At 71.0% G+C, this 24,145-nt stretch carries 23 protein-coding genes; 12 read left to right on the top strand and 11 right to left on the bottom strand.

Features of this window, described 5'->3' with window-relative positions:
* Positions 1-80 precede the first annotated feature (80 nt).
* The 3 genes from ACWD02_RS10590 to ACWD02_RS10580 all read right to left on the bottom strand — a co-directional run bounded on the left by ACWD02_RS10590 (position 81) and on the right by ACWD02_RS10580 (position 3,261).
* Entirely contained in the window at positions 81-1,727 is a 1,647-nt protein-coding gene (locus tag ACWD02_RS10590) for a phospho-sugar mutase (RefSeq protein WP_451207481.1), read from the bottom strand.
* Between the two features lie 159 nt (positions 1,728-1,886).
* Positions 1,887-2,711, bottom strand: coding sequence for a purine-nucleoside phosphorylase (locus ACWD02_RS10585; protein WP_451207169.1), 825 nt, complete (start codon positions 2,709-2,711; stop codon positions 1,887-1,889).
* Between the two features lie 112 nt (positions 2,712-2,823).
* Complete coding sequence (locus ACWD02_RS10580; protein ID WP_344523525.1) at positions 2,824-3,261, bottom strand: gamma-glutamylcyclotransferase; 438 nt, start codon at positions 3,259-3,261, stop codon at positions 2,824-2,826.
* A gap of 118 nt (positions 3,262-3,379) precedes the next feature.
* Between ACWD02_RS10580 and ACWD02_RS10575 the strand changes: the two genes are divergently transcribed.
* Positions 3,380-4,828, top strand: coding sequence for an NAD(P)H-quinone dehydrogenase (locus tag ACWD02_RS10575; RefSeq protein ID WP_451207166.1), 1,449 nt, complete (start codon positions 3,380-3,382; stop codon positions 4,826-4,828).
* Positions 4,829-5,038: 210 nt separating this feature from the next.
* On the top strand, positions 5,039-6,016 hold the full coding sequence (locus tag ACWD02_RS10570; protein WP_451207163.1) for a DeoR/GlpR family DNA-binding transcription regulator: 978 nt from the start codon (positions 5,039-5,041) through the stop codon (positions 6,014-6,016).
* Here the strand turns inward: ACWD02_RS10570 and ACWD02_RS10565 are convergent.
* Entirely contained in the window at positions 6,002-6,649 is a 648-nt protein-coding gene (locus ACWD02_RS10565) for a TetR/AcrR family transcriptional regulator (RefSeq protein ID WP_451207160.1), read from the bottom strand. The genes ACWD02_RS10570 and ACWD02_RS10565 overlap by 15 nt on opposite strands.
* 128 nt (positions 6,650-6,777) lie before the next feature.
* Positions 6,778-8,550, bottom strand: a complete 1,773-nt coding sequence (locus ACWD02_RS10560) for an acetyl/propionyl/methylcrotonyl-CoA carboxylase subunit alpha (protein WP_451207157.1) — start codon at positions 8,548-8,550, stop codon at positions 6,778-6,780.
* Between the two features lie 340 nt (positions 8,551-8,890).
* On the opposite strand from ACWD02_RS10560, the gene ACWD02_RS10555 reads away from it, so the two are divergent.
* Entirely contained in the window at positions 8,891-9,376 is a 486-nt protein-coding gene (locus ACWD02_RS10555; RefSeq protein WP_451207155.1) for a hypothetical protein, read from the top strand.
* A 25-nt stretch (positions 9,377-9,401) separates the two neighbouring features.
* On the opposite strand, the gene ACWD02_RS10550 is transcribed toward ACWD02_RS10555, so the two are convergent.
* The 4 genes from ACWD02_RS10550 to ACWD02_RS10535 form a co-directional block, all read right to left on the bottom strand.
* Positions 9,402-10,019, bottom strand: coding sequence for a nucleoside triphosphate pyrophosphatase (locus ACWD02_RS10550; protein ID WP_451207152.1), 618 nt, complete (start codon positions 10,017-10,019; stop codon positions 9,402-9,404).
* A 44-nt stretch (positions 10,020-10,063) separates the two neighbouring features.
* Positions 10,064-10,192, bottom strand: coding sequence for a morphogenic membrane protein MmpB (gene mmpB, locus ACWD02_RS10545; protein WP_451207149.1), 129 nt, complete (start codon positions 10,190-10,192; stop codon positions 10,064-10,066).
* Positions 10,193-10,289: 97 nt separating this feature from the next.
* Positions 10,290-10,496 carry an acyl-CoA carboxylase subunit epsilon gene (locus tag ACWD02_RS10540; RefSeq protein ID WP_451207146.1) on the bottom strand — a complete coding sequence of 69 codons (207 nt, stop codon included), beginning with the start codon at positions 10,494-10,496 and terminating at the stop codon, positions 10,290-10,292.
* 35 nt (positions 10,497-10,531) lie between these two features.
* Positions 10,532-12,184 (bottom strand): acyl-CoA carboxylase subunit beta, encoded by a 1,653-nt coding sequence (locus ACWD02_RS10535; protein WP_451207143.1) that lies wholly within the window; start codon positions 12,182-12,184, stop codon positions 10,532-10,534.
* Between the two features lie 137 nt (positions 12,185-12,321).
* Between ACWD02_RS10535 and ACWD02_RS10530 the strand changes: the two genes are divergently transcribed.
* The 5 genes from ACWD02_RS10530 (at position 12,322) to hutH (ending at position 18,442) form a co-directional block, all read left to right on the top strand.
* Positions 12,322-13,218 (top strand): biotin--[acetyl-CoA-carboxylase] ligase, encoded by an 897-nt coding sequence (locus tag ACWD02_RS10530; RefSeq protein ID WP_451207140.1) that lies wholly within the window; start codon positions 12,322-12,324, stop codon positions 13,216-13,218.
* A 198-nt stretch (positions 13,219-13,416) separates the two neighbouring features.
* Positions 13,417-14,595 (top strand): adenylate/guanylate cyclase domain-containing protein, encoded by a 1,179-nt coding sequence (locus ACWD02_RS10525; RefSeq protein WP_451207137.1) that lies wholly within the window; start codon positions 13,417-13,419, stop codon positions 14,593-14,595.
* 96 nt (positions 14,596-14,691) lie between these two features.
* The gene (locus ACWD02_RS10520; RefSeq protein ID WP_451207134.1) at positions 14,692-15,501 is read left to right on the top strand and encodes an enoyl-CoA hydratase/isomerase family protein; all 810 of its coding nucleotides are present in this window, start codon (positions 14,692-14,694) and stop codon (positions 15,499-15,501) included.
* A gap of 103 nt (positions 15,502-15,604) precedes the next feature.
* A complete protein-coding gene (locus tag ACWD02_RS10515; RefSeq protein ID WP_451207131.1) occupies positions 15,605-16,756 on the top strand; it encodes a diguanylate cyclase domain-containing protein in 1,152 nt (383 codons plus the stop codon).
* Between the two features lie 147 nt (positions 16,757-16,903).
* Positions 16,904-18,442: a histidine ammonia-lyase gene (hutH, locus tag ACWD02_RS10510; RefSeq protein ID WP_451207478.1), complete on the top strand. Its 1,539-nt coding sequence runs from the start codon at positions 16,904-16,906 to the stop codon at positions 18,440-18,442.
* 72 nt (positions 18,443-18,514) lie between these two features.
* Here the strand turns inward: hutH and ACWD02_RS10505 are convergent, their stop codons facing one another.
* Positions 18,515-19,294, bottom strand: a complete 780-nt coding sequence (locus tag ACWD02_RS10505) for a PepSY domain-containing protein (protein ID WP_451207128.1) — start codon at positions 19,292-19,294, stop codon at positions 18,515-18,517.
* Between the two features lie 135 nt (positions 19,295-19,429).
* Positions 19,430-19,750: a hypothetical protein gene (locus tag ACWD02_RS10500; RefSeq protein ID WP_451207125.1), complete on the bottom strand. Its 321-nt coding sequence runs from the start codon at positions 19,748-19,750 to the stop codon at positions 19,430-19,432.
* Positions 19,751-19,860: 110 nt separating this feature from the next.
* Here ACWD02_RS10500 and ACWD02_RS10495 point away from each other — a divergent pair, with 110 nt between their 5' ends.
* From ACWD02_RS10495 to ACWD02_RS10480, 4 genes are all read left to right on the top strand, one after another.
* A complete protein-coding gene (locus tag ACWD02_RS10495) occupies positions 19,861-20,229 on the top strand; it encodes a hypothetical protein (protein ID WP_451207122.1) in 369 nt (122 codons plus the stop codon).
* Positions 20,230-20,480: 251 nt separating this feature from the next.
* Positions 20,481-21,743 (top strand): L,D-transpeptidase, encoded by a 1,263-nt coding sequence (locus ACWD02_RS10490; protein WP_451207119.1) that lies wholly within the window; start codon positions 20,481-20,483, stop codon positions 21,741-21,743.
* 135 nt (positions 21,744-21,878) lie between these two features.
* Entirely contained in the window at positions 21,879-23,387 is a 1,509-nt protein-coding gene (locus ACWD02_RS10485) for an ABC transporter permease (RefSeq protein WP_451207116.1), read from the top strand.
* Between the two features lie 58 nt (positions 23,388-23,445).
* Complete coding sequence (locus ACWD02_RS10480; protein WP_451207113.1) at positions 23,446-24,129, top strand: ABC transporter ATP-binding protein; 684 nt, start codon at positions 23,446-23,448, stop codon at positions 24,127-24,129.
* Positions 24,130-24,145 lie beyond the last annotated feature (16 nt).

Below are 24,145 nucleotides of genomic sequence, written 5' to 3'. Positions count from 1 at the left end.
CGGCAGCGCACCGGATCACTGCGGCAGCTGCGTCGACCGAACCACCCGGACGGGTGGCGGCCACCCGCCCGGGGCGCGCGCTAGATGCCCGCCGCGGCGGCCAGGTCGCGCTTGATCGCGGCGAGGCGGTCCGTCGCCTCGGTACGGGCGGCGGGCAGGCCGTCCTTCGCCGAGACCGGGACGACCACCTCCAGGTAGCACTTCAGCTTCGGCTCGGTACCGCTCGGGCGCACGATGACGCGGGCCCCGTCGAGCGTGTAGCGCAGGCCGTCCGTGGGCGGCAGCGTGTCCGTGCCCTGTGTCAGGTCCTCGGCCTTGACCACGGGCAGGCCCGCGAGCGACGTCGGCGGCACTTCGCGCAGGCGGAGCATCGCGTCCGCGATCACGGAGAGGTCCTCCACGCGGACCGACAGCTGGTCGGTGGCGTGCAGGCCGTGCTCCACGGCCAGGTCGTCCAGGAGGTCGAGGAGCGTGCGCCCTTCCTCCTTCAGCTCGGACGCCAGCTCGGTGAGGAGCAGCGCCGCCGTGATGCCGTCCTTGTCGCGTACGCCTTCGGGGTCCACGCAGTAACCGAGGGCCTCTTCGTAGCCGTAACGCAGGCCCTCCACGCGGGCGATCCACTTGAAGCCGGTGAGGGTCTCCTCGTACGCCAGACCCGCCTTCTCCGCGATCCGGCCGAGCAGGGACGAGGAGACGATCGACTCGGCGAACGTGCCGCGGGCGCCCCTGCGCACGAGGTGCGCCGCCAGGAGTGCGCCGACCTCGTCGCCCCGGAGCATGCGCCAGTCGGCGCCGTCCTTGACGGCGGCGGCGCAGCGGTCCGCGTCCGGGTCGTTGGCGATGATCAGGTCAGGGTCCACCTCGCGGGCCTTCGCGAAGGAGAGGTCCATCGCGCCCGGCTCCTCCGGGTTGGGGAACGCGACGGTCGGGAAGTCCGGGTCGGGCTCCGCCTGCTCGGCGACGAGCTCCGGGGCGGGGAATCCCGCCCGCTCGAACGCCGCGAGGAGGGTGTCCTTGCCGACGCCGTGCATCGCCGTGTAGACGGTGCGGGCGGTACGGGGGGAGCCCGGGGACAGGACGGCGTCCGTGCGGGCCAGGTAGGCGTTCAGGACGTCGTCGCCGAAGGTCTCCCAGCCGGCGTCGGGGCGCGGGACGTCGTGGAGGGTGGCGACGGCGTCGATCCGCGCCGCGATCTCCGCGTCGGCGGGCGGGACGATCTGGGAGCCGTCGCCGAGGTAGACCTTGTAGCCGTTGTCGCGCGGCGGGTTGTGGCTCGCCGTCACCTCCACGCCCGCGACCGCGCCGAGGTGCCGTATGGCGAAGGCGAGTACGGGGGTGGGGAGCGGGCGGGGGAGCACCGCCGCCCTGAGTCCGGCGCCGGTCATGACGGCGGCGGTGTCGCGCGCGAAGTCCGCGGACTTGTGGCGGGCGTCGTAGCCGACGACGACGAGGCCGCCGGTCCGGCCCTCGGCCTTCAGATACGCGGCGAGGCCCGCTGCCGCGCGGATGACCACGGAGCGGTTCATGCGCATGGGGCCCGCGCCGAGTTCGCCGCGGAGGCCTGCGGTGCCGAACTGGAGGGTGCCGCTGAAGCGGGCGGTCAGCTCTTCGGCGTCCTCGGCGTCGATGAGCTTCGCGAGCTCCTCTCGGGTCTCGGGGTCCGGGTCCTCGGCCAGCCAGGCCTGGGCCCGCGCGATGAGTTCAGAGTCGTCCAGCACGTGGGTCAGCCTCTCGTATGCGGAGTTCTGTTGCGGGGCCCGCCGGGGGCGGGGTCCCTGGTATGCCTGCCCGGTGGGGCCCTGTTCTGTCCCGTGCGGCTCGGTGGGGGCGTTCCTGTCCCGCCGCTTGGCGACGGATCTTTCCCGCCCACGCACCCGCTCGGTAGATCAGATACGGCCCAGGACATCGCCCAGCAGCTCGCCCATGCGGGTGGCGCTGTCTCGGCCCGCCTGGAGGACTTCCTCGTGGTTCAGGGGCTCGCCCGTCATGCCCGCGGCGAGGTTCGTGACCAGGGAGATGCCCAGCACCTCCGCGCCCGCCTCGCGCGCGGCGATCGCCTCGAGGACCGTCGACATGCCCACCAGGTCCGCACCGATGGTGCGGGCCATGCGGATCTCCGCCGGAGTCTCGTAGTGCGGGCCGGGGAACTGCGCGTAGACGCCCTCTTCGAGGGAGGGGTCGATCTCCTTGCAGAGGGAGCGCAGCCGCGGGGAGTACAGGTCCGTGAGGTCCACGAAGTTCGCGCCGACGATCGGCGACGTGGCCGTCAGGTTCAGGTGATCGCTGATCAGGACCGGCTGACCGGGCCGCATGCCCTCGCGCAGACCGCCGCAGCCGTTCGTCAGCACGATCGTCTTGCAGCCCGCGGCAACCGCCGTACGCACGCCGTGCGCGACGGCGGCGACGCCACGGCCCTCGTAGTAGTGGGTGCGGCCCAGGAAGACGAGGGCGCGCTTGTCACCGACCTGGAAGGAACGGATGCGGCCGCCGTGGCCCTCGACCGCCGGCGGCGGGAAGCCGGGGAGCTCGGTGACGGGGAACTCGGCGTCGGGCACGCCGAGCGCGTCCACCGCCGGCGCCCAGCCGGAGCCCATCACAAGGGCTACGTCGTGGGTCTCGGCGCCCGTCAGCTCACGCAGGCGCGCGGCGGCGGCGTCGGCGGCGGCGTAGGGGTCGCCCTGGATGTCGTCCGGAATAACTGAAGCGTTCACGCGGACGAGAGTAGCCGCTCCCGCCCTACGCGCGTAGATGACGATGCTCACGGGATTCGGATCGTTGTCTTGTCGTTTCCGACGAGAGTCCCGGGGCCGGCCGGAGGGAGGCCTAGCAGGGGCGCTTGCGGAGCTCCATCACATAGTCGTGCGGCGCCCCCGCGGTCTCCGCCGCGTCGGCCAGCTCCCCGAGGTAACGCGCTGACGGCAGGCCGCCCTCGTACCCGTTGAGGACGTACACCCAGGCGGGTTCCTCGCCGTCCAGGGTGTGCACCCGTACCCGCATCCTGCGGTAGACGTCGAGCCCCACGCCCTCCCAGCGGTCCATGGAGTCCTCGTCCATGGGGGCGACGTCGTACAGCGTCACGAAGACCTGCGAGCGCGGCGCCTCCACGATGGTGGCAAGCGCGCCCTCCCACCCCATGTGCTCCCCGCCGAACGTCAGCCGCCAGCCGTTCAGCCAGCCCGTCTGGCGCAGCGGCGAGTGCGGGGCGCGGCGGGACATGAGCCGCGGATCCAGATTGCCGGCGTACGCGGCGTAGAGCGACATGTGGTCGAGGGTACGGCAGGTGCCACGTGCGTCACTCCGGTGACGGAAGTGCCCTTCTTGTAGGAAGAACGGCCCGGATGGAGCCCCCGGGGCGAAGCACCTTGAAGCGTGCGGGACAATGGAGTACGTGACTCGGATCGTGATCATTGGCGGCGGACCCGGCGGATACGAGGCGGCACTCGTTGCCGCCCAGCTCGGCGCGGAGGTGACCGTCGTCGACTGCGACGGTCTGGGCGGGGCGTCGGTGCTCACCGACTGCGTCCCGTCCAAGACTCTGATCGCCACGGCCGAGGTGATGACCACTTTCGACTCCTCGTACGAGGAGCTGGGCATCATCGTCGCGGACGACACCCCGCACATCGACACCCCGGCCCGCGTCGTCGGCGTCGACCTGGGCAAGGTCAACCGCCGTGTGAAGCGCCTCGCGCTCGCGCAGTCCCACGACATCACCGCATCCGTCACGCGTGCGGGCGCGCGCGTGCTGCGCGGCCGTGGCCGCCTGGAGGGCCAGCAGGACACCGACGGCTCGCGCAAGGTGATCGTGCGCGCGGCCGACGGCACCGAAGAGACGCTCTTGGCCGACGCCGTGCTGATCGCCACCGGCGGGCACCCGCGCGAGGTTCCCGACGCGCTGCCCGACGGCGAGCGGATCCTGAACTGGACCCAGGTGTACGACCTGGACGAGCTCCCCGAGGAGCTCATCGTGGTCGGCTCCGGTGTCACCGGTGCCGAGTTCGCCGGCGCCTACCAGGCGCTCGGGTCGAACGTCACGCTCGTGTCGAGCCGCGACCGCGTGCTGCCCGGCGAGGACCCGGACGCCGCCGCCGTCCTCGAGGACGTCTTCCGGCGTCGCGGCATGAACGTCATGTCGCGCTCCCGCGCGGCCTCCGCCAAGCGCGTGGGCGACCGTGTGGAGGTGACGCTCAACGACGGCCGCGTCATCTCCGGCACGCACTGCCTGATGGCCGTGGGCGCCATCCCCAACAGCAGCGGCATGGGCCTGGAGGAGGCCGGGGTCCGGCTCAAGGACTCCGGGCACATCTGGACCGACAAGGTGTCGCGCACCTCCGCGCCGGGCGTGTACGCCGCCGGTGACGTGACGGGGATCTTCGCGCTGGCCTCGGTCGCCGCCATGCAGGGGCGCATCGCGATGTACCACTTCCTGGGCGACGCGGTGACGCCGCTGAACCTGAAGACCGTGTCGTCCAACGTCTTCACCGACCCCGAGATCGCGACCGTCGGCTACAGCCAGTCCGACGTCGACGGCGGCAAGATCGACGCCCGCGTCGTCAAGCTGCCGCTCCTTCGCAACCCGCGCGCGAAGATGCAGGGCATTCGCGACGGCTTCGTCAAGATCTTCTGCCGTCCGGGTACGGGCATCGTGGTGGGCGGTGTGGTCGTCGCGCCGCGCGCCTCGGAACTGATCCATCCCATCTCGATCGCGGTCGACAACAATCTGACGGTCGAGCAGATCGCGAATGCGTTCACCGTGTATCCATCCCTTTCGGGCTCGATCGCCGAGGTCGCGCGTCAGCTCCACACGCGGAAGTCGGCGGGCGAAGCCTGATCGCGGACCGATCGTCGGTTGAACGCCGAATGATCGGGGTCGGTCCGGGGTAACAACTCCGCGCAGGTCACGGGCTGTTGTCGCCCATTCGCCCGGCATAGGCGGGGAGAGTAGGCACCTATACCACTTCCCACCCTGTCGTGCGAACAACTTCTGTAATTCGGCGCAAACTGCTGAAAGCAGACGGTCGTTGGGGTTACTGTCAGTTTCGTGTTCGCTGCAGAACGTCGCCAATTGATCCTCGAAATGGTGCGAGCCAACGGAGCTGTATCGCTCCGGGAGCTCGCCCGCGTCGTCCAGACCTCCGAAGTGACCGTACGGCGGGACGTGCGCGCGCTGGAGGCAGAAGGACTCCTCGACCGCAGACATGGCGGTGCGGTATTGCCGGGCGGATTCACGCGGGAGTCCGGCTTTCCGCAGAAATCACATCTCGCGACCGCCGAGAAGACGGCCATCGCCGATCTCGCGGCGGGACTCGTCGAAGAAGGCGAAGCCATCGTCGTCGGGGCGGGTACGACCACGCAGGAGCTGGCCCGACGGCTCGCGCGGGTACCCGGTCTGACCGTCGTCACCAATTCCCTTCTGGTGGCACAGGCCCTGGCTCATGCCAACCGCGTCGAGGTCGTCATGACCGGCGGCACTTTGCGCGGTTCCAACTACGCCCTCGTGGGCAGTGGGGCCGAACAGTCCCTGCAGGGCCTGCGGGTCTCGCGCGCCTTCCTGTCGGGCAGTGGTCTGACCGCCGAGCGCGGGCTCTCCACGTCCAACATGCTCTCGGCGAGCGTGGACCGTGCGCTCGTCCAGGCGGCGGCCGAGGTCGTGGTCCTCGCCGACCACACCAAGCTCGGCACCGACACGATGTTCCAGACGGTGCCGACGGACGTCATCACGCGCCTGGTCACGGACGAACCGCCCACACACGACGACCGCGCGGCCACCGAGCTGCAGGCCCTGGCCGATCAGGGCGTGCAGATCGCCGTCGCAGGCGGGACCGCGAGCCCCAACTCCGGGCCGGGGGTGGATTCCGTCCCGGCGCGGCAACCGCGCCGGGACGTGCCACTGCCGGGACAGCGCCGTAACCACGGCGGTCACGGGTCGGGACCGGGGGCGCAGTTGCGCAGTGCGGTGCTCGGGGAGCAGCAGCCCGGGGAGCGGGCCGCGCGGGTGGCGGATCTACGCCGCCGCTGAGCCGGCCGTGGCGGCCGGGGCCGAACCGCAGTCTTCGGGTGCCGATCCTTCGGCCTTCAGGCCGCGCAGGGTCAGCATCAGGAGGCGGTCGGCCAACTCGGGCTCGTCGGGGGTCTCTTCGGCGGCCAGCGCGATCGCGTTGGTCAGCTGCATCAGGTCGCCGATCGAGACGCCCGGGCGTACGGCACCGGCCTCCTGGGCCCGCACGAGCAGGGCCGTGCCCGCCTCACGCATGGGCCTGCTGCATCGGGAGAGTGCCGAACTGTCGTCGTGCGACGCCGACATGAGGGCGCGGGAGAGCCCGCGGTACTCACCCGCATGAGTGATGATGGCGCGCAGCCAGGTCACCAGGGCCGAGCAGGGCCGGGGGTCTTCGAGCAGTGCGCGGGAACGGTCCAGGAGGTCGCTCACCGCCTCCTCGAAGACGGCGCTCATCAGGGCGTGCCGGTTGGGGAAGTGGCGGTAGAGGGTGCCGATGCCCACGTTCGCGTGGCGGGCGATGTCTTCCAGCGAGGCGCTTGTGCCGTGCTCCGCGAAGGCTTTGCGGGACTCTGCGAGGAGCCGGTCGTAGTTGCGGCGCGCGTCCGCTCTTTTCGAGCGGGGGCGCTCTTGCGGGCTCTCTGCCTCTGCCATGGCGTGCCTCCCTGGACGTACGCGTGCTTCAAGTCTGCCCGAAGCGTGCGTGCCGCCCGTCACCGGCTGCGCCGAGTTCGTCCTCAAGCGCCGGACGGGCCGAGTTCTCAGCCCGTCCGGCGCTCGGGTCAGTCCTTGATCTCGCAGATGACCGCGCCGGAGGTCAGGCTCGCGCCGACCTCCGCCGTGAGGCCCTTGATCGTGCCCGAGCGGTGCGCGTTCAGGGGCTGCTCCATCTTCATGGCCTCCAGGACGACGACCAGGTCGCCCTCCTGCACCTCCTGGCCCTCCTCGACAGCGATCTTGACGATCGTGCCCTGCATGGGGGAAGCCAGGGTGTCACCGGAGGCCGCCGGGCCCGACTTCTTCGCCGCGCGGCGCTTGGGGCGGGCCCCGCCCGCCGCCGCCGTGCGGGCGATGGTCATGCCGAGCGAGGAGGGGAGCGAGACCTCGAGACGCTTGCCGCCGACCTCGACGACCACCGTCTCGCGGCCCGGCTCCTCGTCCGTCTCTGCGTCGGCCGTCGCGGAGAACGCGGGGATCTCGTTGACGAACTCGGTCTCGATCCAGCGGGTGTGGACCGTGAACGGGTCGGCGGAGCCGGTCAGTTCGGGGGCGAAGGCCGGGTCCTTGACGACCGCGCGGTGGAACGGGATGGCCGTGGCCATGCCCTCCACGTTGAACTCCTCAAGGGCGCGCGCGGCCCGCTGCAGGGCCTGCCGGCGAGTGGCGCCGGAGACGATCAGCTTGGCGAGGAGCGAGTCCCACGCCGGGCCGATGACGCTGCCGGACTCCACGCCCGCGTCCAGGCGCACGCCCGGACCGGACGGCGGGGCGAACTCGGTCACGGTGCCGGGGGCGGGCAGGAAGCCGCGGCCCGGGTCCTCGCCGTTGATGCGGAACTCGAACGAGTGGCCGCGCATCTCCGGGTCGCCGTAACCCAGTTCCTCGCCGTCGGCGATGCGGAACATCTCGCGGACCAGGTCGATGCCGGTGATCTCTTCGGTGACCGGGTGCTCCACCTGGAGACGGGTGTTGACCTCCAGGAAGGAGATCGTGCCGTCGGTGCCGACGAGGAACTCGACGGTGCCGGCGCCCTCGTAGCCCGCTTCCTTCAGGATCGCCTTCGACGCCGCGTACAGCTCGGCGTTCTGGGCCTCGCTCAGGAACGGCGCGGGGGCCTCCTCCACCAGCTTCTGGTGGCGGCGCTGGAGCGAGCAGTCACGGGTCGAGACGACGACCACGTTGCCGTGCTTGTCGGCCAGGCACTGGGTCTCCACGTGCCGCGGCTTGTCGAGGTAGCGCTCGACGAAGCACTCGCCGCGGCCGAAGGCGGCGACGGCCTCGCGCACCGCGGAGTCGTACAGCTCGGGCACCTCTTCGAGGGTCCGGGCCACCTTCAGGCCGCGCCCGCCGCCACCGAAGGCGGCCTTGATCGCGATCGGCAGGCCGTGCTCCTCGGCGAAGGCGACGACCTCGTCGGAACCGCTGACGGGGTCCGGCGTACCGGCCACCAGCGGGGCACCCGCGCGCTGCGCGATGTGCCGGGCCGCGACCTTGTCACCGAGGTCGCGGATTGCTTGCGGCGGCGGGCCGATCCAGATGAGGCCCGCGTCCAGAACGGCCTGCGCGAAGTCGGCGTTCTCCGAAAGGAAGCCGTAGCCGGGGTGGACCGCGTCCGCCCCCGCGTCCTTGGCCGCTGCCAGCACCTTGGAAATGTCCAGGTAGCTGGTGGCCGGAGTGTCACCGCCCAGCGCGAACGCCTCATCTGCCGCACGTACATGCAGAGCATCCCGGTCAGGATCTGCGTAGACGGCTACGCTCGCGATCCCTGCATCCCGGCATGCCCGAGCAACGCGGACAGCGATTTCGCCACGGTTGGCGATGAGCACCTTGCGCACGATGGCTCCCTCCTTGAAACAAGCCGAGTTTAGGGACTGCCGACACGACCTTTCGACCCGTCCCCAATGGTGAGCTTGCCCACACGGAGCGTGATCCGGGCCTGCCCGTACCGCGAAATCCCTTGTCGCACCACGGTACGCAGGGTCCCTTACCGGCAGACTAACGTCCCGGTGTGGCCAAGGTCTCTGTGAGGGCGCGCTGCGGCAAGGGGCCAATCTTTGTGGAGTCCCTACGAATGGCCCAATGATTCTTTGCCATCGACAGAGCCCTTGTCCCCCGGTTTACCCGTTAGTAGCGTTCGCGATGTCTGGCACGTACTAGCGGTAACAGCGGAAGTGGGTGGGCGCCGTGGCGCGTAGACCGGTGGCCTTGGTGGGCGCGATCGTGCTCCTGGTGGAGGCGGTCGGCATCGCACTCCTCAACTGGTTCCTCGGGCTTGTCGTGAACAAGCAGGACATGTCGCTCGCCGGGCTCGACCCGCACGCGATGTCCGTGTCGACGTGGATCGCGGGCGGCGTCTTCGGCCTCTACCTCGCGCTGTGCGGCGTCATCATGGCGCGCTCGGGCATCAGCGACCGCGCGCCCGGCCGCTTCGGCAGGCTGCTGCTGATCAGCGCCGCCGTGGTGCACGCGCTGCTCGGGGCGTTCTCGGTCGGCCTGGTGGGCTGGCCCGCCTTCGTCTTCATGATGGTCGTGCTCGGCCTGATCGTCCTGACGCTGGTGGCGTACGACAAGAAGCCCGGCGGGGTCGCCGACGAGCCGCGCACCGGCAACGGGGCAGCGGGCGGCGCCGCTCCGGAGAACGGCGCCCCACAGCCCGCCTGAGCCCTTCCGGGGCGCTCGCGTGGGTCTACTTGGCCCACAACTCCGTGATCCCGACGCCCAATTCGGACAGCAGGCGGCGCAGCAGCGGCAGCGAGAGGCCGATGACGTTGCCGTGGTCGCCCTCGATCGAGTCGACGAAGGGGGCCGATCGGCCGTCGAGCGTGAACGCGCCCGCCACGTGCAGGGGTTCGCCGCTCGCCACGTACGCGGCGATCTCCTCGTCGGAAGGGTCGCCGAAGCGGACCACGGTCGACGCGACCGCCGACACATGGCGGCCGGCCGCCGTGTCGTACACGCAGTGGCCGGTCTGCAGGACGCCCGCGCGGCCGCGCATCGACTTCCAGCGGGCCGTGGCCTCCTCGGCGTCGGCGGGCTTGCCGAGTGCCCGGCCGTCCAGTTCGAGGACCGAGTCGCAGCCGATGACCAGGGCGCCCTTGGCGTCCGGGCGCGCCGAGACGACCGATGCCTTGGCCTCGGCCAGGGCCAGGGCGAGCTCGGCGGGGGTGGGTGCGGAGATCGCGTCCTCGTCGACCCCGCTGACGATCACCTCGGGGGCGAGACCGGCCTGGCGCAGGAGGCCGAGCCGGGCGGGGGACTTGGAGGCGAGGACGAGGCGGCGGGGCTCTCGGGGCTGATCACTCATGCGGTCAGGTTAGCGAGCCGCCGCGGACGTCCTGGCGGACGCCTTCAGTGGATGCCCAGGACGAACATCGCGATGACCATGGCCAGGGCGAGGACGAGCCCCGCACGGCGCATCTTCGCCTGCATGTCCCGCATGTCTTTTGGCGGGTTGTCCTCCGGGTCCGACCACAGCATGTCTTCGATACTGCGCGCGGTGACGGCGGGGCGCCTGAGTACGCGTACTCAGGCGCCCCGGCCCGTCTCACTCATTCCCGGGTCGTGCCGCCGGGGCTCAGCCGGGCCAGTAGCTGCGGCCCCACGACGTCGGCCCCGGTGCGGGCAGCCGGTGGCGGGCCACCCGCGCGGGGTCCGCCCACGCGTCGAGCACCGTGGGCGCGCCGGACGGCTGGTTCGCGACCGCCGCGGCGCGCGCCTGGACCACCGCGAGCGCGGCGGCCAGCTCCTCCGGGGTGGGATTGCCCCGTACGACCTTGATCATGAACGGTCTCCTCACTGCCGCAACTGCCGCACGGTCTACAGGGGGATGTTGCCGTGCTTCTTCGGGGGAAGGGATTCCCGCTTCGTACGCAGCTGACGCAGGCCGCGCACCAGATGGGAGCGGGTCTCCGACGGCATGATCACGGCGTCGATGTAGCCGCGCTCGGCGGCCGTGTACGGGTTGAGCAGCCGGTCCTCGTACTCCTGCATCAGCTGGGCGCGGGTGGCCTCCTGGGCCGCCTCGTCACCCGCCGCCGCGATGGTGCGGCGGTGCAGGATGTTCACCGCGCCCTGCGCGCCCATCACCGCGATCTGCGCGGTCGGCCAGGCCAGGTTGAGGTCGGCGCCCAGGTGCTTGGAGCCCATGACGTCGTACGCGCCGCCGAACGCCTTGCGGGTGATGACGGTGATCAGCGGGACCGTCGCCTCGGCGTACGCGTAGATCAGCTTGGCGCCGCGGCGGATGATGCCCGTGTGTTCCTGCTCGACGCCCGGCAGGAAGCCCGGCACATCGACGAAGGTGATGACCGGGACGTTGAACGCGTCGCAGGTGCGGACGAAGCGGGCGCCCTTCTCCGAAGCGTCGATGTTCAGGCAACCGGCGAACTGCGTCGGCTGGTTGGCGACGATGCCGACGGGGCGGCCCTCGATCCGGCCGAAGCCGGTGACGATGTTCGGCGCGAACAGCGGCTGCGTCTCGAAGAACTCGGCGTCGTCCAGGACGTGTTCGATCACCGTGTGCATGTCGTACGGCTGGTTGGCGCTGTCCGGGATGAGGGTGTCGAGCTCGCGGTCCTCGTCCGTCGGCGCCAGGTCCGCCTCCTCGGGGAAGGCGGGGGGCTCGCTGAGGTTGTTCGAAGGCAGGTAGGAGAGAAGGGACTTGACGTACTCGATCGCGTCCTTCTCGTCGCCCGCCATGTGGTGCGCGACACCGGAGGTGCTGTTGTGGGTGCGGGCACCGCCGAGCTCCTCGAAGCCGACGTCCTCACCGGTGACCGTCTTGATGACGTCGGGGCCCGTGATGAACATGTGCGACGTCTGGTCGACCATGACGGTGAAGTCGGTGATGGCCGGGGAGTAGACGGCGCCGCCCGCGCAGGGCCCGACGACCAGGCTGATCTGCGGGATCACACCGGACGCGTGGGTGTTCCTGCGGAAGATCTCCCCGTACATGCCGAGGGCCATGACGCCCTCCTGGATGCGGGCGCCGCCGGAGTCGTTGATGCCGACGACCGGGCAGCCGGTCTTCAGGGCGAAGTCCATGACCTTGACGATCTTCTGGCCGAAGACCTCGCCGAGCGCGCCGCCGAAGACGGTGAAATCCTGCGAGAAGACGGCCACCGGGCGGCCGTCTACGGTGCCGTAACCGGTCACGACTCCGTCGCCGTACGGGCGGTTGGCCTCCAGGCCGAAGTCGGTCGAGCGGTGCTGCGCGAACTCGTCGAACTCGACGAAGGAGCTCTCGTCCAGGAGCAGTTCGATGCGCTCGCGCGCCGTCAACTTGCCCTTGGCGTGCTGCTTCTCGACCGCGCGGGCCGAACCGGCGTGCTTGGCCTCCTCGATGCGGCGCTGCAGATCGGCGAGCTTGCCCGCAGTCGTATGGATGTCGATACCTGCCTCGGGAGTGGCGGTGGTGGTATCGCTTGCGGCGCTCTGCACGGGCACGTTGGGCTCTTCCGGCTCGGACATAGGGATGCGGCTCCCTGCCTGCTCAAAGGGGCGACTGGCGGCTTGCGGCTGCTGGTGATCGCTTGCTACTGACTCGTAGGGTATCGGCGTGCCTACGGATCGGCAGTGCGGCGTTTACCACACCTAAGGTGGCTTGCATGACGCCGCGAGATGCTTCAGACGATCCTTCGGACACTCCTTTTGGTGCTGGTGACGGCCGGTGGTCCGACCTCGGCCGCCCGCCCCTGAACGCCGCGTCGCTGCGGCGTGCGCTGCTGCGGGACGGGGGTCTTTGGACCTCCCTGGAGGTGGTGCCCGCGACGGGGTCGACCAACACGGATCTGGCCGCCCGCGCGGACGAGCTGCCCGAGGGGGCGGTGCTCGTCGCCGAGGAGCAGAGCTCGGGGCGTGGCCGCCTCGACCGCCGCTGGTCGGCGCCGGCCCGCTCGGGGCTCTTCTTCTCGGTGCTCCTGAAGCCGGGGCCCGCGGTCCCGGTCGCGCGCTGGGGGTGGCTGCCGCTGCTGACCGGGGTCGCCGTCGCCACCGGTCTCTCGCGGGCGGCCGGGGTGGACACGGCGCTCAAGTGGCCGAACGACCTGCTGGTGACGGTGGGGGGAGAGGAGCGCAAGGCCGGGGGCATCCTCGCCGAGCGGGCGGGCTCCAAGGACGGTGGGGGCGTCGTGATCGGCATCGGCATCAACGTGACGCTGCGCGCGGACGAGCTGCCGGTGCCCACTGCCGGGTCCCTCGCGCTCGCCGGGGCGGCGAGCACCGACCGGGACACGGTGCTGCGGGCGGTGCTGCGTTCCCTCGAGCAGTGGTACGGCGACTGGCGCGCGGCAGAGGGCGACCCGGCGGCCTCCCGCCTCCAGGAAACGTACGCCGCGGGCTGCGCGACGCTGGGCCGCAAGGTCAGGGCGGAGCTGCCGGGCGACCGGTCGATCACGGGCGAGGCGGTGGCGGTGGACGGCGACGGCCGCCTGGTCCTGGCCACCGAGAACGGGGTGCAGGAGCCTGTGGGGGCGGGGGATGTGGTGCATTTGAGGGGGGCGTGAGGGGGCCCTGCTCGTTCGTGCAGGTGAGGCTGCGGGGCAAACGGGCGGGTGGACGGGAAAAGGGTGTTCGCGCCCACCCCGGAGGGGAAAGCGCTGTCCAAGGCGTCCCCGCCCGAGAAAGGCGTGAGCTGCGGCACACCTGCCGTAAAGTTGGCGCCGGTCGATACCTGACCGCGGCAGATCGGAAGGGCAGCAGGCGTGACCGTCGACGACACGGGCTCCGGTACGGGTGCATCCCCCGGCCCCGACGGTGAGCCCGGACGTACCGCAGGGGCCGCCACAGACGCGTTCGACTCGATGGACTCCGGGGACGAGAAGCCGGGGGACACGGAGAAGGACCCCCTGGCCCTGCGCCTCGAAGGGCTGATCCTCGGCGCGGACCGCCGCTACACCCCGTTCCAGGCGGCCCGCAGCGCCGGTGTGTCCATGGAGCTGGCCTCCCGCTTCTGGCGGGCCATGGGCTTTCCCGACATCGGCCAGGCCAAGGCCCTGACCGAGGCGGACGTACTCGCGCTGCGCCGCCTCGCGGGCCTCGTCGAGGCGGGACTGCTCAGCGAGGCGATGGCGGTGCAGGTGGCCCGGTCGACCGGGCAGACCACCGCCCGCCTGGCCGAGTGGCAGATCGACTCCTTCCTGGAGGGTCTGACGGAGCCGCCCGAGCCGGGCATGACGCGGACCGAGGTCACGTATCCGCTGATAGAGCTGCTCCTGCCCGAGCTGGAGGAGTTCCTCGTCTATGTGTGGCGGCGCCAGCTCGCCGCCGCCACCGGACGGGTCGTGCAGGCCGCGGACGACGAGGAGATGGTCGACCGGCGCCTCGCCGTCGGATTCGCCGACCTCGTCGGCTTCACCCGGCTCACCCGGCGCATGGAGGAGGAGGAACTCGGCGAACTCGTCGAGGCCTTCGAGACCACGGCGGCGGATCTCGTCGCGGCGCACGGCGGACGCCTCATCAAGACGCTGGGCGACGAAGTGCTGTACGCGGCCGACGACGCGGGCGTCGCCGCGGAGATCGCGCTGCGGCTGATCGAGACCATGGCCAACGACGAGACGATGCCGGAGCTGCGCGTCGGCATCGCGTTCGGCACGGTCACGACGCGGATGGGCGACGTCTTCGGCACGACGGTGAACCTCGCGAGCCGCCTCACGTCGATAGCGCCCAAGGACGCGGTCCTGGTGGACGGCGCGCTCGCCGAGGAACTGACGCGTACGGGAGAGGCGCCCGCCTCCGAGACCGAGGCGGCGGAGGCGGCCGAGCAGGCGGAGAAGGAGGGCACGGAGCCCCCCTCCTACCGCTTCGCCCTGCAGCCGATGTGGCAGCGGCCCGTACGAGGCCTCGGCGTGGTCGAGCCCTGGCTGCTTGCCCGGCGGAGCTGACGGTTTTTTCCCGCTCGGCCACCCGATCACCCCGCGGCGGTGGCATGATCCGCAGGGCGCCCGGGTAACGGGCGTTAACCGGACGTGGAGGCAGTCATGGGTGGCGAGCAGGGCGGCGAGCAGCGGTACGGGGACTTCGTCGGGGTCAGGCGGCACGACCACGTCGCCGAGCTCGTCCTGGACCGGCCCAAGGCCATGAACGCCGTGTCCACGGACATGGCCCGCTCCATCGGCTCGGCCTGCGCCGCCCTCGCCGAGGACCGTGACGTGCGCGCCGTGGTCGTCACGTCCACCCACGAGCGGGCGTTCTGTGTCGGCGCCGACCTGAAGGAGCGCAATTCCCTCTCCGACGCCGAGTTGGTGCGCCAGCGGCCCACCGCGCGGGCCGCCTACACCGGCGTGCTCGAACTGCCCGTGCCGACCGTCGCGGCCCTGCACGGCTTCGCGCTCGGCGGCGGGTTCGAGCTGGCGCTCGCCTGCGATCTCATCGTCGCCGACCCGACCGCCGTGGTCGGGCTCCCCGAGGTGTCCGTCGGCGTGATCCCGGGCGGCGGCGGCACGCAGCTGCTGCCGCGCCGCGTGGGTGCCGCGCGGGCCGCGGAGCTGATCTTCACCGCGCGGCGTCTGGAGGCGGCCGAGGCGCGGGAGTTGGGGCTCGTCGACCAGCTGGTGGGCGAGGGGGAGGACCGTACGGAAGCGCTCGCGCTGGCCGCGCGGATCGCCGCCAACTCGCCCGTCGGGCTGCGCGCCGCCAAGCGTGCCCTGCGGCTCGGGCACGGGCTCGACCTGCGGGCCGGTCTCGAGGTCGAGGACGCGGCCTGGCGCTCGGTGGCCTTCTCCGGTGACCGGGCGGAGGGTGTCGCCGCGTTCAACGAGAAGCGGAAGCCGCAGTGGCCCGGGGAGTGAGCGGGGTTTCCTGCCGGCGCCCGGAGGTATGCGGGGCGTCTGTTCCACACGCTGCGTAATGTTCCAAACGCCCAAAATGCCGTATATCTCCTAGCCTAGGGAGATGGGAGAGGATGTCCGGCTGCGGGCCGTGGTCGTGCTGGCGCAGGGGATGGCCGCCGCGCACACTCCGCGTGAGTCCTGGCGGGCGGCAGCGCGCGGTGCGTGCCGTGCGCTGGCCGGGAGTTTCGCGGCGCTGTCCGTCTGGGAGCGTGACCTCGGACGGCTGAGGGTGCTCGTGAACGTGGGCGAACGGGCCGAGGGGGAGGAAGAGTTCCCGGAGCGCGAGGCGTATCCGGTGAACGAGTTCCCGGAGATCACCGAGTTCCTGCACGAGCGCTGGGCGGGCGGGGGTGAGCCGCATGCCTGGGTCGAGACGGCGCGGGGGCCCTCGGAGGCGACGGCCCCCGGCTACTGCCACCAGCGCGTCGCCGCGCTGCGCAGGCGCGGCCGTGGCTGCTGCGTGGTCGCGCCGATCGTGCTGCACGGGCGGGCGTGGGGTGAGCTGTATGTGGCGCGGCCGGTGGGGGCGCTGCCCTTCGGCCGCGCGGACGCGGACTTCGCGACGGTGCTCGCCTCGGTCGTCGCGGCGGGCATCGCGCAGACCGAGCGTCTGGAGGAAGCGCGCCGGCTCGCCTTCACCGACGCGCTGACGGGCCTCGCCAACCGGCGCGCGGTCGATCTGCGGCTCGAGGAGGCGGTGGAGCGGCACCGGGCGGAGGGGACCGTGGTGAGCCTGGTCGTGTGCGACGTGAACGGCCTCAAGTGGGTCAACGACACCCAGGGGCACGCGGTCGGTGACCGGTTGCTCGAACGTTTCGGCTCGGTGCTTTCCCTCTGCGGGGCGATGCTGCCGGGGACGTTGGCCGCGCGGCTCGGCGGCGATGAGTTCTGTCTGCTCTCGGTGGGTCCTTCGGCCGATGAGGTGGTGCGGGTCGCGGATGAACTGTGCGTACGGGCGGCCGAGTTGGAGCAGGGGGACGGGGTCGCGTGCGGGGTCGCCTCCACGGAGGACCCGATCGGCGAGGTCCGCTCGGCCCGCCGCCTGTTCCGCCTCGCGGACGCGGCCCAGTACCGGGCGAAGGCCGCGCGTGCGGCGAAGCCGGTGGTTGCGGGGCGCGAGGGGGCGGACGATCCGGTGGTGCGGCTCGCCAACACCGAGGGCGCGCGTCCGGCTGGGGAGAGGCGGCGGTTCCGGGGGCGGGGGCAGGGGTGAGGGGCTGCGGGGCCGGGCGTGTGTTGACCGCGGCGCGGTGGGGCTGATCGCACGGTTCTCCGCGCCCCTTACGGGGCTCGTAACAGGCTCACCCTGCATTCGACCGTGACACTTGGCGATTCAGTCCGTACGCTGCTGAATATGGATATGCATACCGTGGTCCTGGGGACGTCCGGGACGTCCGCTGTGGACGTTATTGCTGTGGCGCGCGGGAACGCTCGTATCGAGCTGTCGGGCGAAGCCGTGGCCGCTCTTGCTGCCTCGCGTGAGATCGTCGACGCCCTCGCGGCCAAGCCCGAGCCCGTCTACGGCGTGTCGACCGGCTTCGGCGCGCTCGCCACCCGGCACATCGGCCCGGACCTCCGCGCCCAGCTGCAGCGCAACATCGTCCGTTCGCACGCGGCGGGGATGGGCCCCCGCGTGGAGCGCGAGGTCGTGCGCGCGCTGATGTTCCTGCGGCTCAAGACGGTCTGCTCCGGCAGGACCGGCGTACGCCCCGAGGTCGCGCAGACCATGGCCGACGTGCTGAACGCGGGCATCACTCCCGTCGTGCACGAGTACGGCTCGCTCGGCTGCTCCGGCGACCTCGCCCCGCTCAGCCACTGCGCGCTCACGCTCATGGGCGAGGGCGACGCCGAGGGCCCGGACGGCGAGCTGAAGCCGGCGGGCGAGCTGCTCGCCGCGCACGGCATCAAGCCGGTCGAGCTGCGCGAGAAGGAGGGCCTGGCCCTCCTGAACGGCACCGACGGCATGCTCGGCATGCTCGTGATGGCCCTCGCCGACCTCGACGCCCTCTACAAGTCCGCCGACATCACCGCTGCCCTCACCCTCGAGGCGCTCCTCGGCACCGCCAAGGTCCTCGCCCCCGAGCTGCACGCCATCCGGCCGCACCCGGGCCAGGGCATCTCCGCCGCCAACATGCTTGCGGTACTCAAGGGTTCGGGGCTGACCGGCCACCACCAGGACGACGCGCCGCGTGTCCAGGACGCGTACTCGGTGCGGTGCGCCCCGCAGGTCGCGGGCGCGGGCCGGGACACCCTCGCCCACGCCCGTACGGTCGCCGAACGCGAGCTGGCCGCCGCCGTCGACAACCCCGTCGTCCTGCCCGACGGCCGCGTCGAGTCCAACGGCAACTTCCACGGGGCGCCGGTCGCGTACGTCCTGGACTTCCTCGCCATCGCCGCGGCCGACCTCGGCTCCATCGCGGAACGCCGCACGGACCGGCTGCTGGACAAGAACCGCTCGCACGGCCTGCCGCCGTTCCTCGCGGACGACGCGGGCGTGGACTCGGGCCTGATGATCGCCCAGTACACGCAGGCGGCGCTGGTGAGCGAGATGAAGCGCCTCGCGGTCCCGTCGTCGGCCGACTCGATCCCGTCCTCCGCGATGCAGGAGGACCACGTGTCGATGGGCTGGTCGGCGGCCCGCAAGCTCCGTACCGCCGTCGACAACCTGACCCGCATCGTCGCCATCGAGCTGTACGCCGCCACGCGCGCGGTCGAGCTCCGCGAGGGCCTCACGCCGGCCCCGGCGACGCGCGCGGTCATCGAGGCGGTCCGCAAGGCAGGCGTCCAGGGCCCGGGCCCCGACCGCTTCCTGGCCCCCGACCTGGCGGCGGCCGACGCGTTCGTGCGCTCCGGCGCGCTGCTCGCCGCGGTCGAACCGGTGACGGGTCCGCTGGCCTAGCGGCAGCGGCCCGAACGCCGAGGAGGGGTGCCGTCAGCAACTGACGGCACCCCTCCCGCATGTGACCGCGGATCAGTCGCGGTCGACGTGCTCACGGGTGATGCCGCCCTTGACCGCGTCGATCTCGAAGTCGGTCTTGTTCCAGTCGTCGGTGACGACGTCGACGGACCAGACGAGCTTCTTGTCGTCGTTGTCGTCCAGGCCGATCGACGTGACCGTGCCCTTCTTCCTGTCCGTCGCTGCCTTGGCCGCCTGCTCAGGCGTCTGCTTGACCTGGGACAGCCAGTCGGCCGTCTCCTTCTTGTCGTCGGCGTCCTGATCCTTGTCGGGGGCGGAGCTGAGCACCTTGCCCGAGACCGCGTCGATGCGGACGTCGTGCACCGTGCCGTCCTTCTCGGCGACCTCGGCGACCCACTGCGGGCCCGCGGAACTGCCGCTCGGGCTGGGGCTCGCGCTCGCGCTGGGGCTCGCGCTCGCGTCGTCGTCCTCGCCGTCGTCGTCCTTGTCGTCGTCGACGCCCTCGAGGTCGAGGTCGGTCAGCTTGCCGCCCGGGACCTTGTCCACCGCGGCGGTGGCCGCCTTGTCGTACGTGACCTTGGTGTCGGCGAGCAGCGCCTTGCGCTCCTGCTGGTCCTGCGTGAGGGACGCGCTGCCCGTGGGGCTCTCCGTCGGCGCCTCCTTCGGCACGGTCTTCGCCGCCTTGGAGGTCGCTTCGGAGGACGCCTTGTCGCTGTCCGACCCGCAGCCCGTCACCAGCGCCGCCGAGGCCGCGACGGCGCACAGGGCGCCGACGAGACGAAGACGGCGGGCGCGGGGGGTCGCGGATGTCTTGTGCCGGGGCTCGAATCTCATACCGCATGCCTAGCCCTCGGCTCGTGCGCGGCCATGTTGCCGCGCGGCCAGGGTCACCCAACTGCCCGGCGTGCGCCCCACTTCCCGGTGAGCGGGCGCTCGGCAGGGCGACGCCCTCAGCAGGGCGACGCGCCCTCAGTAAGCCGGGCCCTGCCGTTCCCGGCGGACCGAGAACGCCACGAAGCCCGCCCCCAGGCCCAGGAACGCCGTCCCGCCGATCAGGTACGGGGTGGTGTCGACGCCCGCGCCCGTGTCGGCGAGGCGGTCGTCGGAGGCCGCGGCGACGTTCTCCGAGTTCAGCGTCGCGCGGCGCTGTTCGGTGTGGACGACCCGGGAGGAGTCAGGGGCCTCCGTGGATCTGAACGTCGCCGTCGCGTTCGCGGAGGGAACGAACCACAGGGCACCGAGGAGGGTCCCGGCGGCGGTGGCGGTGAGCAGCGATCGACGTGCGGACACGGAATCGGATCCCCCTTGTGGCGCTGGCGAATTGGCCGTGTGGGGCGATGGTAATGAAAGGCGCGGGTCGCGGGAAAGTCGCGGGGGTCATGGGTCGTACCCTCCGACCCATGAGCACATCAGAGTCATCACGTTTTGTACGTCTCCGCGTCGAATTGGTGGTCGAGGTCGACGACTCCGGCGAGCTGTCGGCGTCGGCCCTGCGCCGCATCGCGGAGGACGAGCACATGCCCGCCGAGGAGCGGCTGCACGCCGAGACGGCCGTCAATGAGGACGACGCGGAGGCGCTCGCCAATCTGGTGGACCCCTTCGACCTGGTCAGCGAGGTGCCGGGGGTGGTGCTCTCACAGGCCTCCTGGAGCAGCGAGCAGATCGACTACGACCCCGATTCGCCGGACTGGGACCCGGACGAGGATGATGACGACGAGGACGACACGGTCGGGGAAGTTGTGGCCGGGGGCGGTGGCCGAGGGTTGTAGACGGTGGACGGAAAGTAGTACGTCTACCGGACCGAAAAACCGGAACCCGTAGCCCCGGACGGCAACCGCCGCCCGGGGTTCCGTCGTCTCAGAGGTGCACGGCTGTCACCGGCGCACCGCATGACGTGGTGTTCCCCACATCTTCCGCAGAAGTGGAACGGGACGAACCGGGCAGGACGTTATGCGGGATTACGGGGACTCCCGGCGTTCTTGGCGTGTTGGGGATTTCGGCAACGATGGAGAAGCGTGTGATGACGGACAGTAGGCGGCGGCGCGGACGGCGCAAGGGTCTTGCGGCCGTTTCCGCTCTGGTCGGCGGCGTCCTTGTGCTCTCGGCCTGCAGCGGCGACGACGGCGACAAGAGCAGTGCCGGCGGCGGCAAGGAGTCGCAGAACCAGGTCGACGAGGCCGCCGCCAAGAAGACCTCCGAGGCCGACATCAAGATCGCGCCCAAGGACGGCTCCGACAACGCGAGCATCAACAGCGCGGCCAAGGTCACGGTGAGCAAGGGTTCCCTCACGGACGTCACGATGACGACCGAGACGGGCGCCGCCGTCGAGGGTCAGATAGCGGCGGACAAGAAGAGCTGGAAGCCCAGCGGCCAGCTGGAGCGTGCGACCACGTACAAGATCTCCGCCACCGCGAAGGACTCCGACGGCCGCAAGGCGCACGAGAACTCGAAGTTCACGACGGTCTCGCCGAACAACAGCTTCATCGGGAACTTCACGCCCGAGGACGGCTCCACGGTCGGCGTGGGCATGCCGGTGTCGATCAACTTCGACAAGGCGATCACGAACAAGAAGGACGTCCAGTCCCACATCAAGGTGTCGTCGAGCAGCGGCCAGGAAGTCGTCGGCCACTGGTTCGGCAACAACCGCCTGGACTTCCGCCCCGAGGACTACTGGCAGGGCAACTCCACGGTCACCATGAAGCTGGCCCTGGACGGTGTCGAGGGCGCGGACGGCGTCACCGGCGTCCAGGAGAAGACGGTCCAGTTCAAGATCGGCCGTAACCAGGTCTCCGTCGTCGACGCCAAGACCAAGCAGATGAAGGTCATGCGGGACGGCAAGGTCATCAAGACCATCCCGATCTCCGCGGGCTCGCCGGAGAACAAGACGTACAACGGCAAGATGGTGATCTCCGAGAAGTTCAAGGAGACCCGGATGAACGGCGCGACCGTCGGCTTCACGGACGACGACGGCAAGGGCGAGTACGACATCAAGGACGTGCCGCACGCCATGCGTCTGTCGAACTCGGGCACCTTCATCCACGGCAACTACTGGGGCGCGAAGTCCATCTTCGGCGGCGCCAACACCAGCCACGGCTGCGTCGGCCTCGAGGACGCCAAGGGCGCGGGCGACAAGAGCACCCCGGGCGCCTGGTTCTACGACAACTCGATGGTCGGTGACGTCGTGGACGTCCGGAACACCGGCGACAAGACGGTCCAGCCCGACAACGGCTTCAACGGCTGGGTGATGGACTGGGCGCAGTGGAAGGCCGGTTCGGCGGTCTGACACAGCCCGGGAAAGAACGCGCGGCGGCGGCCCGCACTCCCCAACGGGGGTGCGGGCCGCCGCCGTTCAGGCTTCTCATGCTTCTCTTATGCCGCCCTTATCCGTTCATCACGGTGCGTACTTAGCTTCACGCTCATGTTCTTCACCTACTTGAGGCGCGAGCTGCGTCGCCGCAGAAAAGCGGCCCTCGTCGTGGCCTCCGGTCTCGCGCTCGGCATCGCGCTCGTCATCGTCGTCAGCTCCGTGTCGTCCGGCATGAAGCAGGCGCAGGGCAAGGTCCTGGAGTCGCTCTACGGGCTCGGCACCGACATGACCGTCACCAAGGCGGCCACCCCGCCCAAGGAGGGCGGCGGCTCGACCGGGCGCCCGCGCTTCAAGTTCGACGCCAAGGACGCGGGTGAGGACGGCGACGGCGAGGAGCAGAGCAGCGACCGCGTCATGGTGCAGGGCTTCCAGACCCTCTCCTCGTCCACCGTCGCGAAGGTCGGCGGCCAGAGCGGCGTCGCGGACGCCGTCGGCGGGCTGAGCCTGCAGGTCATGAAGGTCAACGGCCAGTTCGAGCGCGGCGAGTTCGAGCAGGCCCCCGGGTCCACCGGCACGGCGCAGCCGCCTGGTGGCGGCGGTGGCGGTGGCGGTGGCGGTGACCAGCAGCAGGGGCGGGTGCGCGGCGGTGGCGCCGACTTGGACGTCGACTCCTACAGCGTCTACGGCACGGACGTCAGCAAGCTCGACCTGGGCCCGCTGACCTCCTCGAAGATCAGCAAGGGGCGTACGTTCACGGGGTCGGAGTCCGACGCCAAGGTGGCCGTCGCCGACGCCTCGTACGCCAAGGAGAAGAAGCTCTCCGTCGGCGACACCGTCACCATCTCCGGCACCAAGATCGAGGTCGTCGGCATCGCGACGCCCGACAGCGGGGACGCCGCGGCCAACCTCTACCTCCCGCTGAAGCGCGCGCAGACCCTCGCCGACTCGAAGAACAAGATCACCACGGTGTACGTGAAGGCCGCGGACTCGCAGCGGATCGACGCGGTCAAGAGCGCCATCCAGAAGAACGTCTCCGGGACGACCGTGACCACGTCGGCCGACCTCGCCGACACCGTCTCGGGCTCGCTCTCCACCGCCTCCGACCTCGCCTCCAGCGTCGGCAAGTGGCTGTCCATAGCCGTGCTCGTGGCCGCCTTCCTGGTCGCGGGACTGCTCACGTCGTCCGCCGTCAGCCGTCGCGTACGGGAATTCGGCACCCTGAAGGCGCTCGGCTGGAAGAGCGGCCGCGTCACCCGGCAGGTCATCGGCGAGGCCTTCGTCCACGGCCTGGTGGGCGGCGTGCTCGGCATCGCCGTCGGCCTCGGCGGCGCGTACCTGGTGACGGCGGTCAGCCCCACCCTGACCGCGGAACTCGGCTCGGCGAGCGGGCAGTCGGGCGGCCCCGGGGGAGCCATAAGCGGTGGCCCCGGTGGCCCCGGCGGCGCGTTGCGTGAGTCGGCGTCGAAGGCCCTGGACATCTCGCTGACCGCTCCGGTCAGCGCCACCACCATGGCGCTCGCCGTCGGCCTCGCCGTGGCCGGCGGTCTCATCGCGGGCGCCTTCGGCGCCTTGCGTGCCTCGCGGCTGCGGCCCGCTGACGCCCTGCGCCGTGTCGAGTAGGCGGCTCACATGACCCGATCGAGCCGCCAACCCCCTTACGTATCGCAGGAGTCACAGCATGTATCAGCTCAAGGGCGTCACCAAGCAGTACCGCAGGGGCAAGGAGACCGTCGACGCGCTCGCCGGGGTCGACCTGACCATCGGTGACGGTGACCGGCTCGTCATCCAGGGCCCGACCGGCGGCGGCAAGTCCACGCTCCTGCAGATGCTCGGCGGGCTCGACCGGCCTACCTCCGGCAGCGTCGAGCTCGACGGCGTCGACCTGGCCGCGCTGCCCGAGGCACGGCTGACCAAGGTGCGCGCCGAGTCCATCGGCTTCGTCTTCCAGTCCTTCAACCTGATCCCCACGCTCAGCGCCCAGGAGAACGTCGAGACGGCGCTCGTCCCGCTGGGCCCCGGCGCCGCGGACCGCCGCGAGCGGGCCGCCGACGCCCTGGCCTCCGTGGGCCTCGGCGAACGCCGCAGCCATCTGCCCGCGGAGCTCTCCGGCGGTCAGCAGCAGCGCGTGGCCATCGCACGGGCCCTGGTCAAGCGGCCGAAGGTGCTGCTCGCCGACGAGCCGACCGGCAACCTCGACGAGTCCATGCGCGACGAGATCATGGAGCTGCTCGAAGGGCTCTGGCAGGAGCACGGCCTGACGTTCGTGATGGTCACGCACGACAGCGCCATCGCGCGCAAGGCGCCGCGGCTCGCGACGATCAAGAGCGGGCAGATCAAGGTCACGGAACGTGCCGACCGATGACCCCCCTTCTGCCAAC

The sequence above is a fragment of the Streptomyces sp. NPDC002853 genome, assembly GCF_053591915.1.
The sequence above is the reverse complement of the archived record's forward strand: the minus strand, read 5'-3'. Positions and strand labels throughout refer to the sequence as shown.

Bases quoted from the DNA above. Each gene is read 5' to 3' on its own strand.
- ACWD02_RS10580 (WP_344523525.1), bottom strand. From the start codon at position 3,261: ATGTCGCTCTACGCCGCGTACGCCGGCAATCTGGATCCGCGGCTCATG.
- ACWD02_RS10575 (WP_451207166.1), top strand. From the start codon at position 3,380: ATGGAGTACGTGACTCGGATCGTGATCATTGGCGGCGGACCCGGCGGA.
- ACWD02_RS10565 (WP_451207160.1), bottom strand. From the start codon at position 6,649: ATGGCAGAGGCAGAGAGCCCGCAAGAGCGCCCCCGCTCGAAAAGAGCG.
- ACWD02_RS10550 (WP_451207152.1), bottom strand. From the start codon at position 10,019: ATGAGTGATCAGCCCCGAGAGCCCCGCCGCCTCGTCCTCGCCTCCAAG.
- mmpB (WP_451207149.1), bottom strand. From the start codon at position 10,192: ATGCTGTGGTCGGACCCGGAGGACAACCCGCCAAAAGACATGCGGGAC.
- ACWD02_RS10540 (WP_451207146.1), bottom strand. From the start codon at position 10,496: ATGATCAAGGTCGTACGGGGCAATCCCACCCCGGAGGAGCTGGCCGCC.
- ACWD02_RS10535 (WP_451207143.1), bottom strand. From the start codon at position 12,184: ATGTCCGAGCCGGAAGAGCCCAACGTGCCCGTGCAGAGCGCCGCAAGC.
- ACWD02_RS10530 (WP_451207140.1), top strand. From the start codon at position 12,322: ATGACGCCGCGAGATGCTTCAGACGATCCTTCGGACACTCCTTTTGGT.
- ACWD02_RS10520 (WP_451207134.1), top strand. From the start codon at position 14,692: ATGGGTGGCGAGCAGGGCGGCGAGCAGCGGTACGGGGACTTCGTCGGG.
- ACWD02_RS10515 (WP_451207131.1), top strand. From the start codon at position 15,605: ATGGGAGAGGATGTCCGGCTGCGGGCCGTGGTCGTGCTGGCGCAGGGG.
- hutH (WP_451207478.1), top strand. From the start codon at position 16,904: ATGCATACCGTGGTCCTGGGGACGTCCGGGACGTCCGCTGTGGACGTT.
- ACWD02_RS10505 (WP_451207128.1), bottom strand. From the start codon at position 19,294: ATGAGATTCGAGCCCCGGCACAAGACATCCGCGACCCCCCGCGCCCGC.
- ACWD02_RS10495 (WP_451207122.1), top strand. From the start codon at position 19,861: ATGAGCACATCAGAGTCATCACGTTTTGTACGTCTCCGCGTCGAATTG.
- ACWD02_RS10490 (WP_451207119.1), top strand. From the start codon at position 20,481: ATGACGGACAGTAGGCGGCGGCGCGGACGGCGCAAGGGTCTTGCGGCC.
- ACWD02_RS10485 (WP_451207116.1), top strand. From the start codon at position 21,879: ATGTTCTTCACCTACTTGAGGCGCGAGCTGCGTCGCCGCAGAAAAGCG.
- ACWD02_RS10480 (WP_451207113.1), top strand. From the start codon at position 23,446: ATGTATCAGCTCAAGGGCGTCACCAAGCAGTACCGCAGGGGCAAGGAG.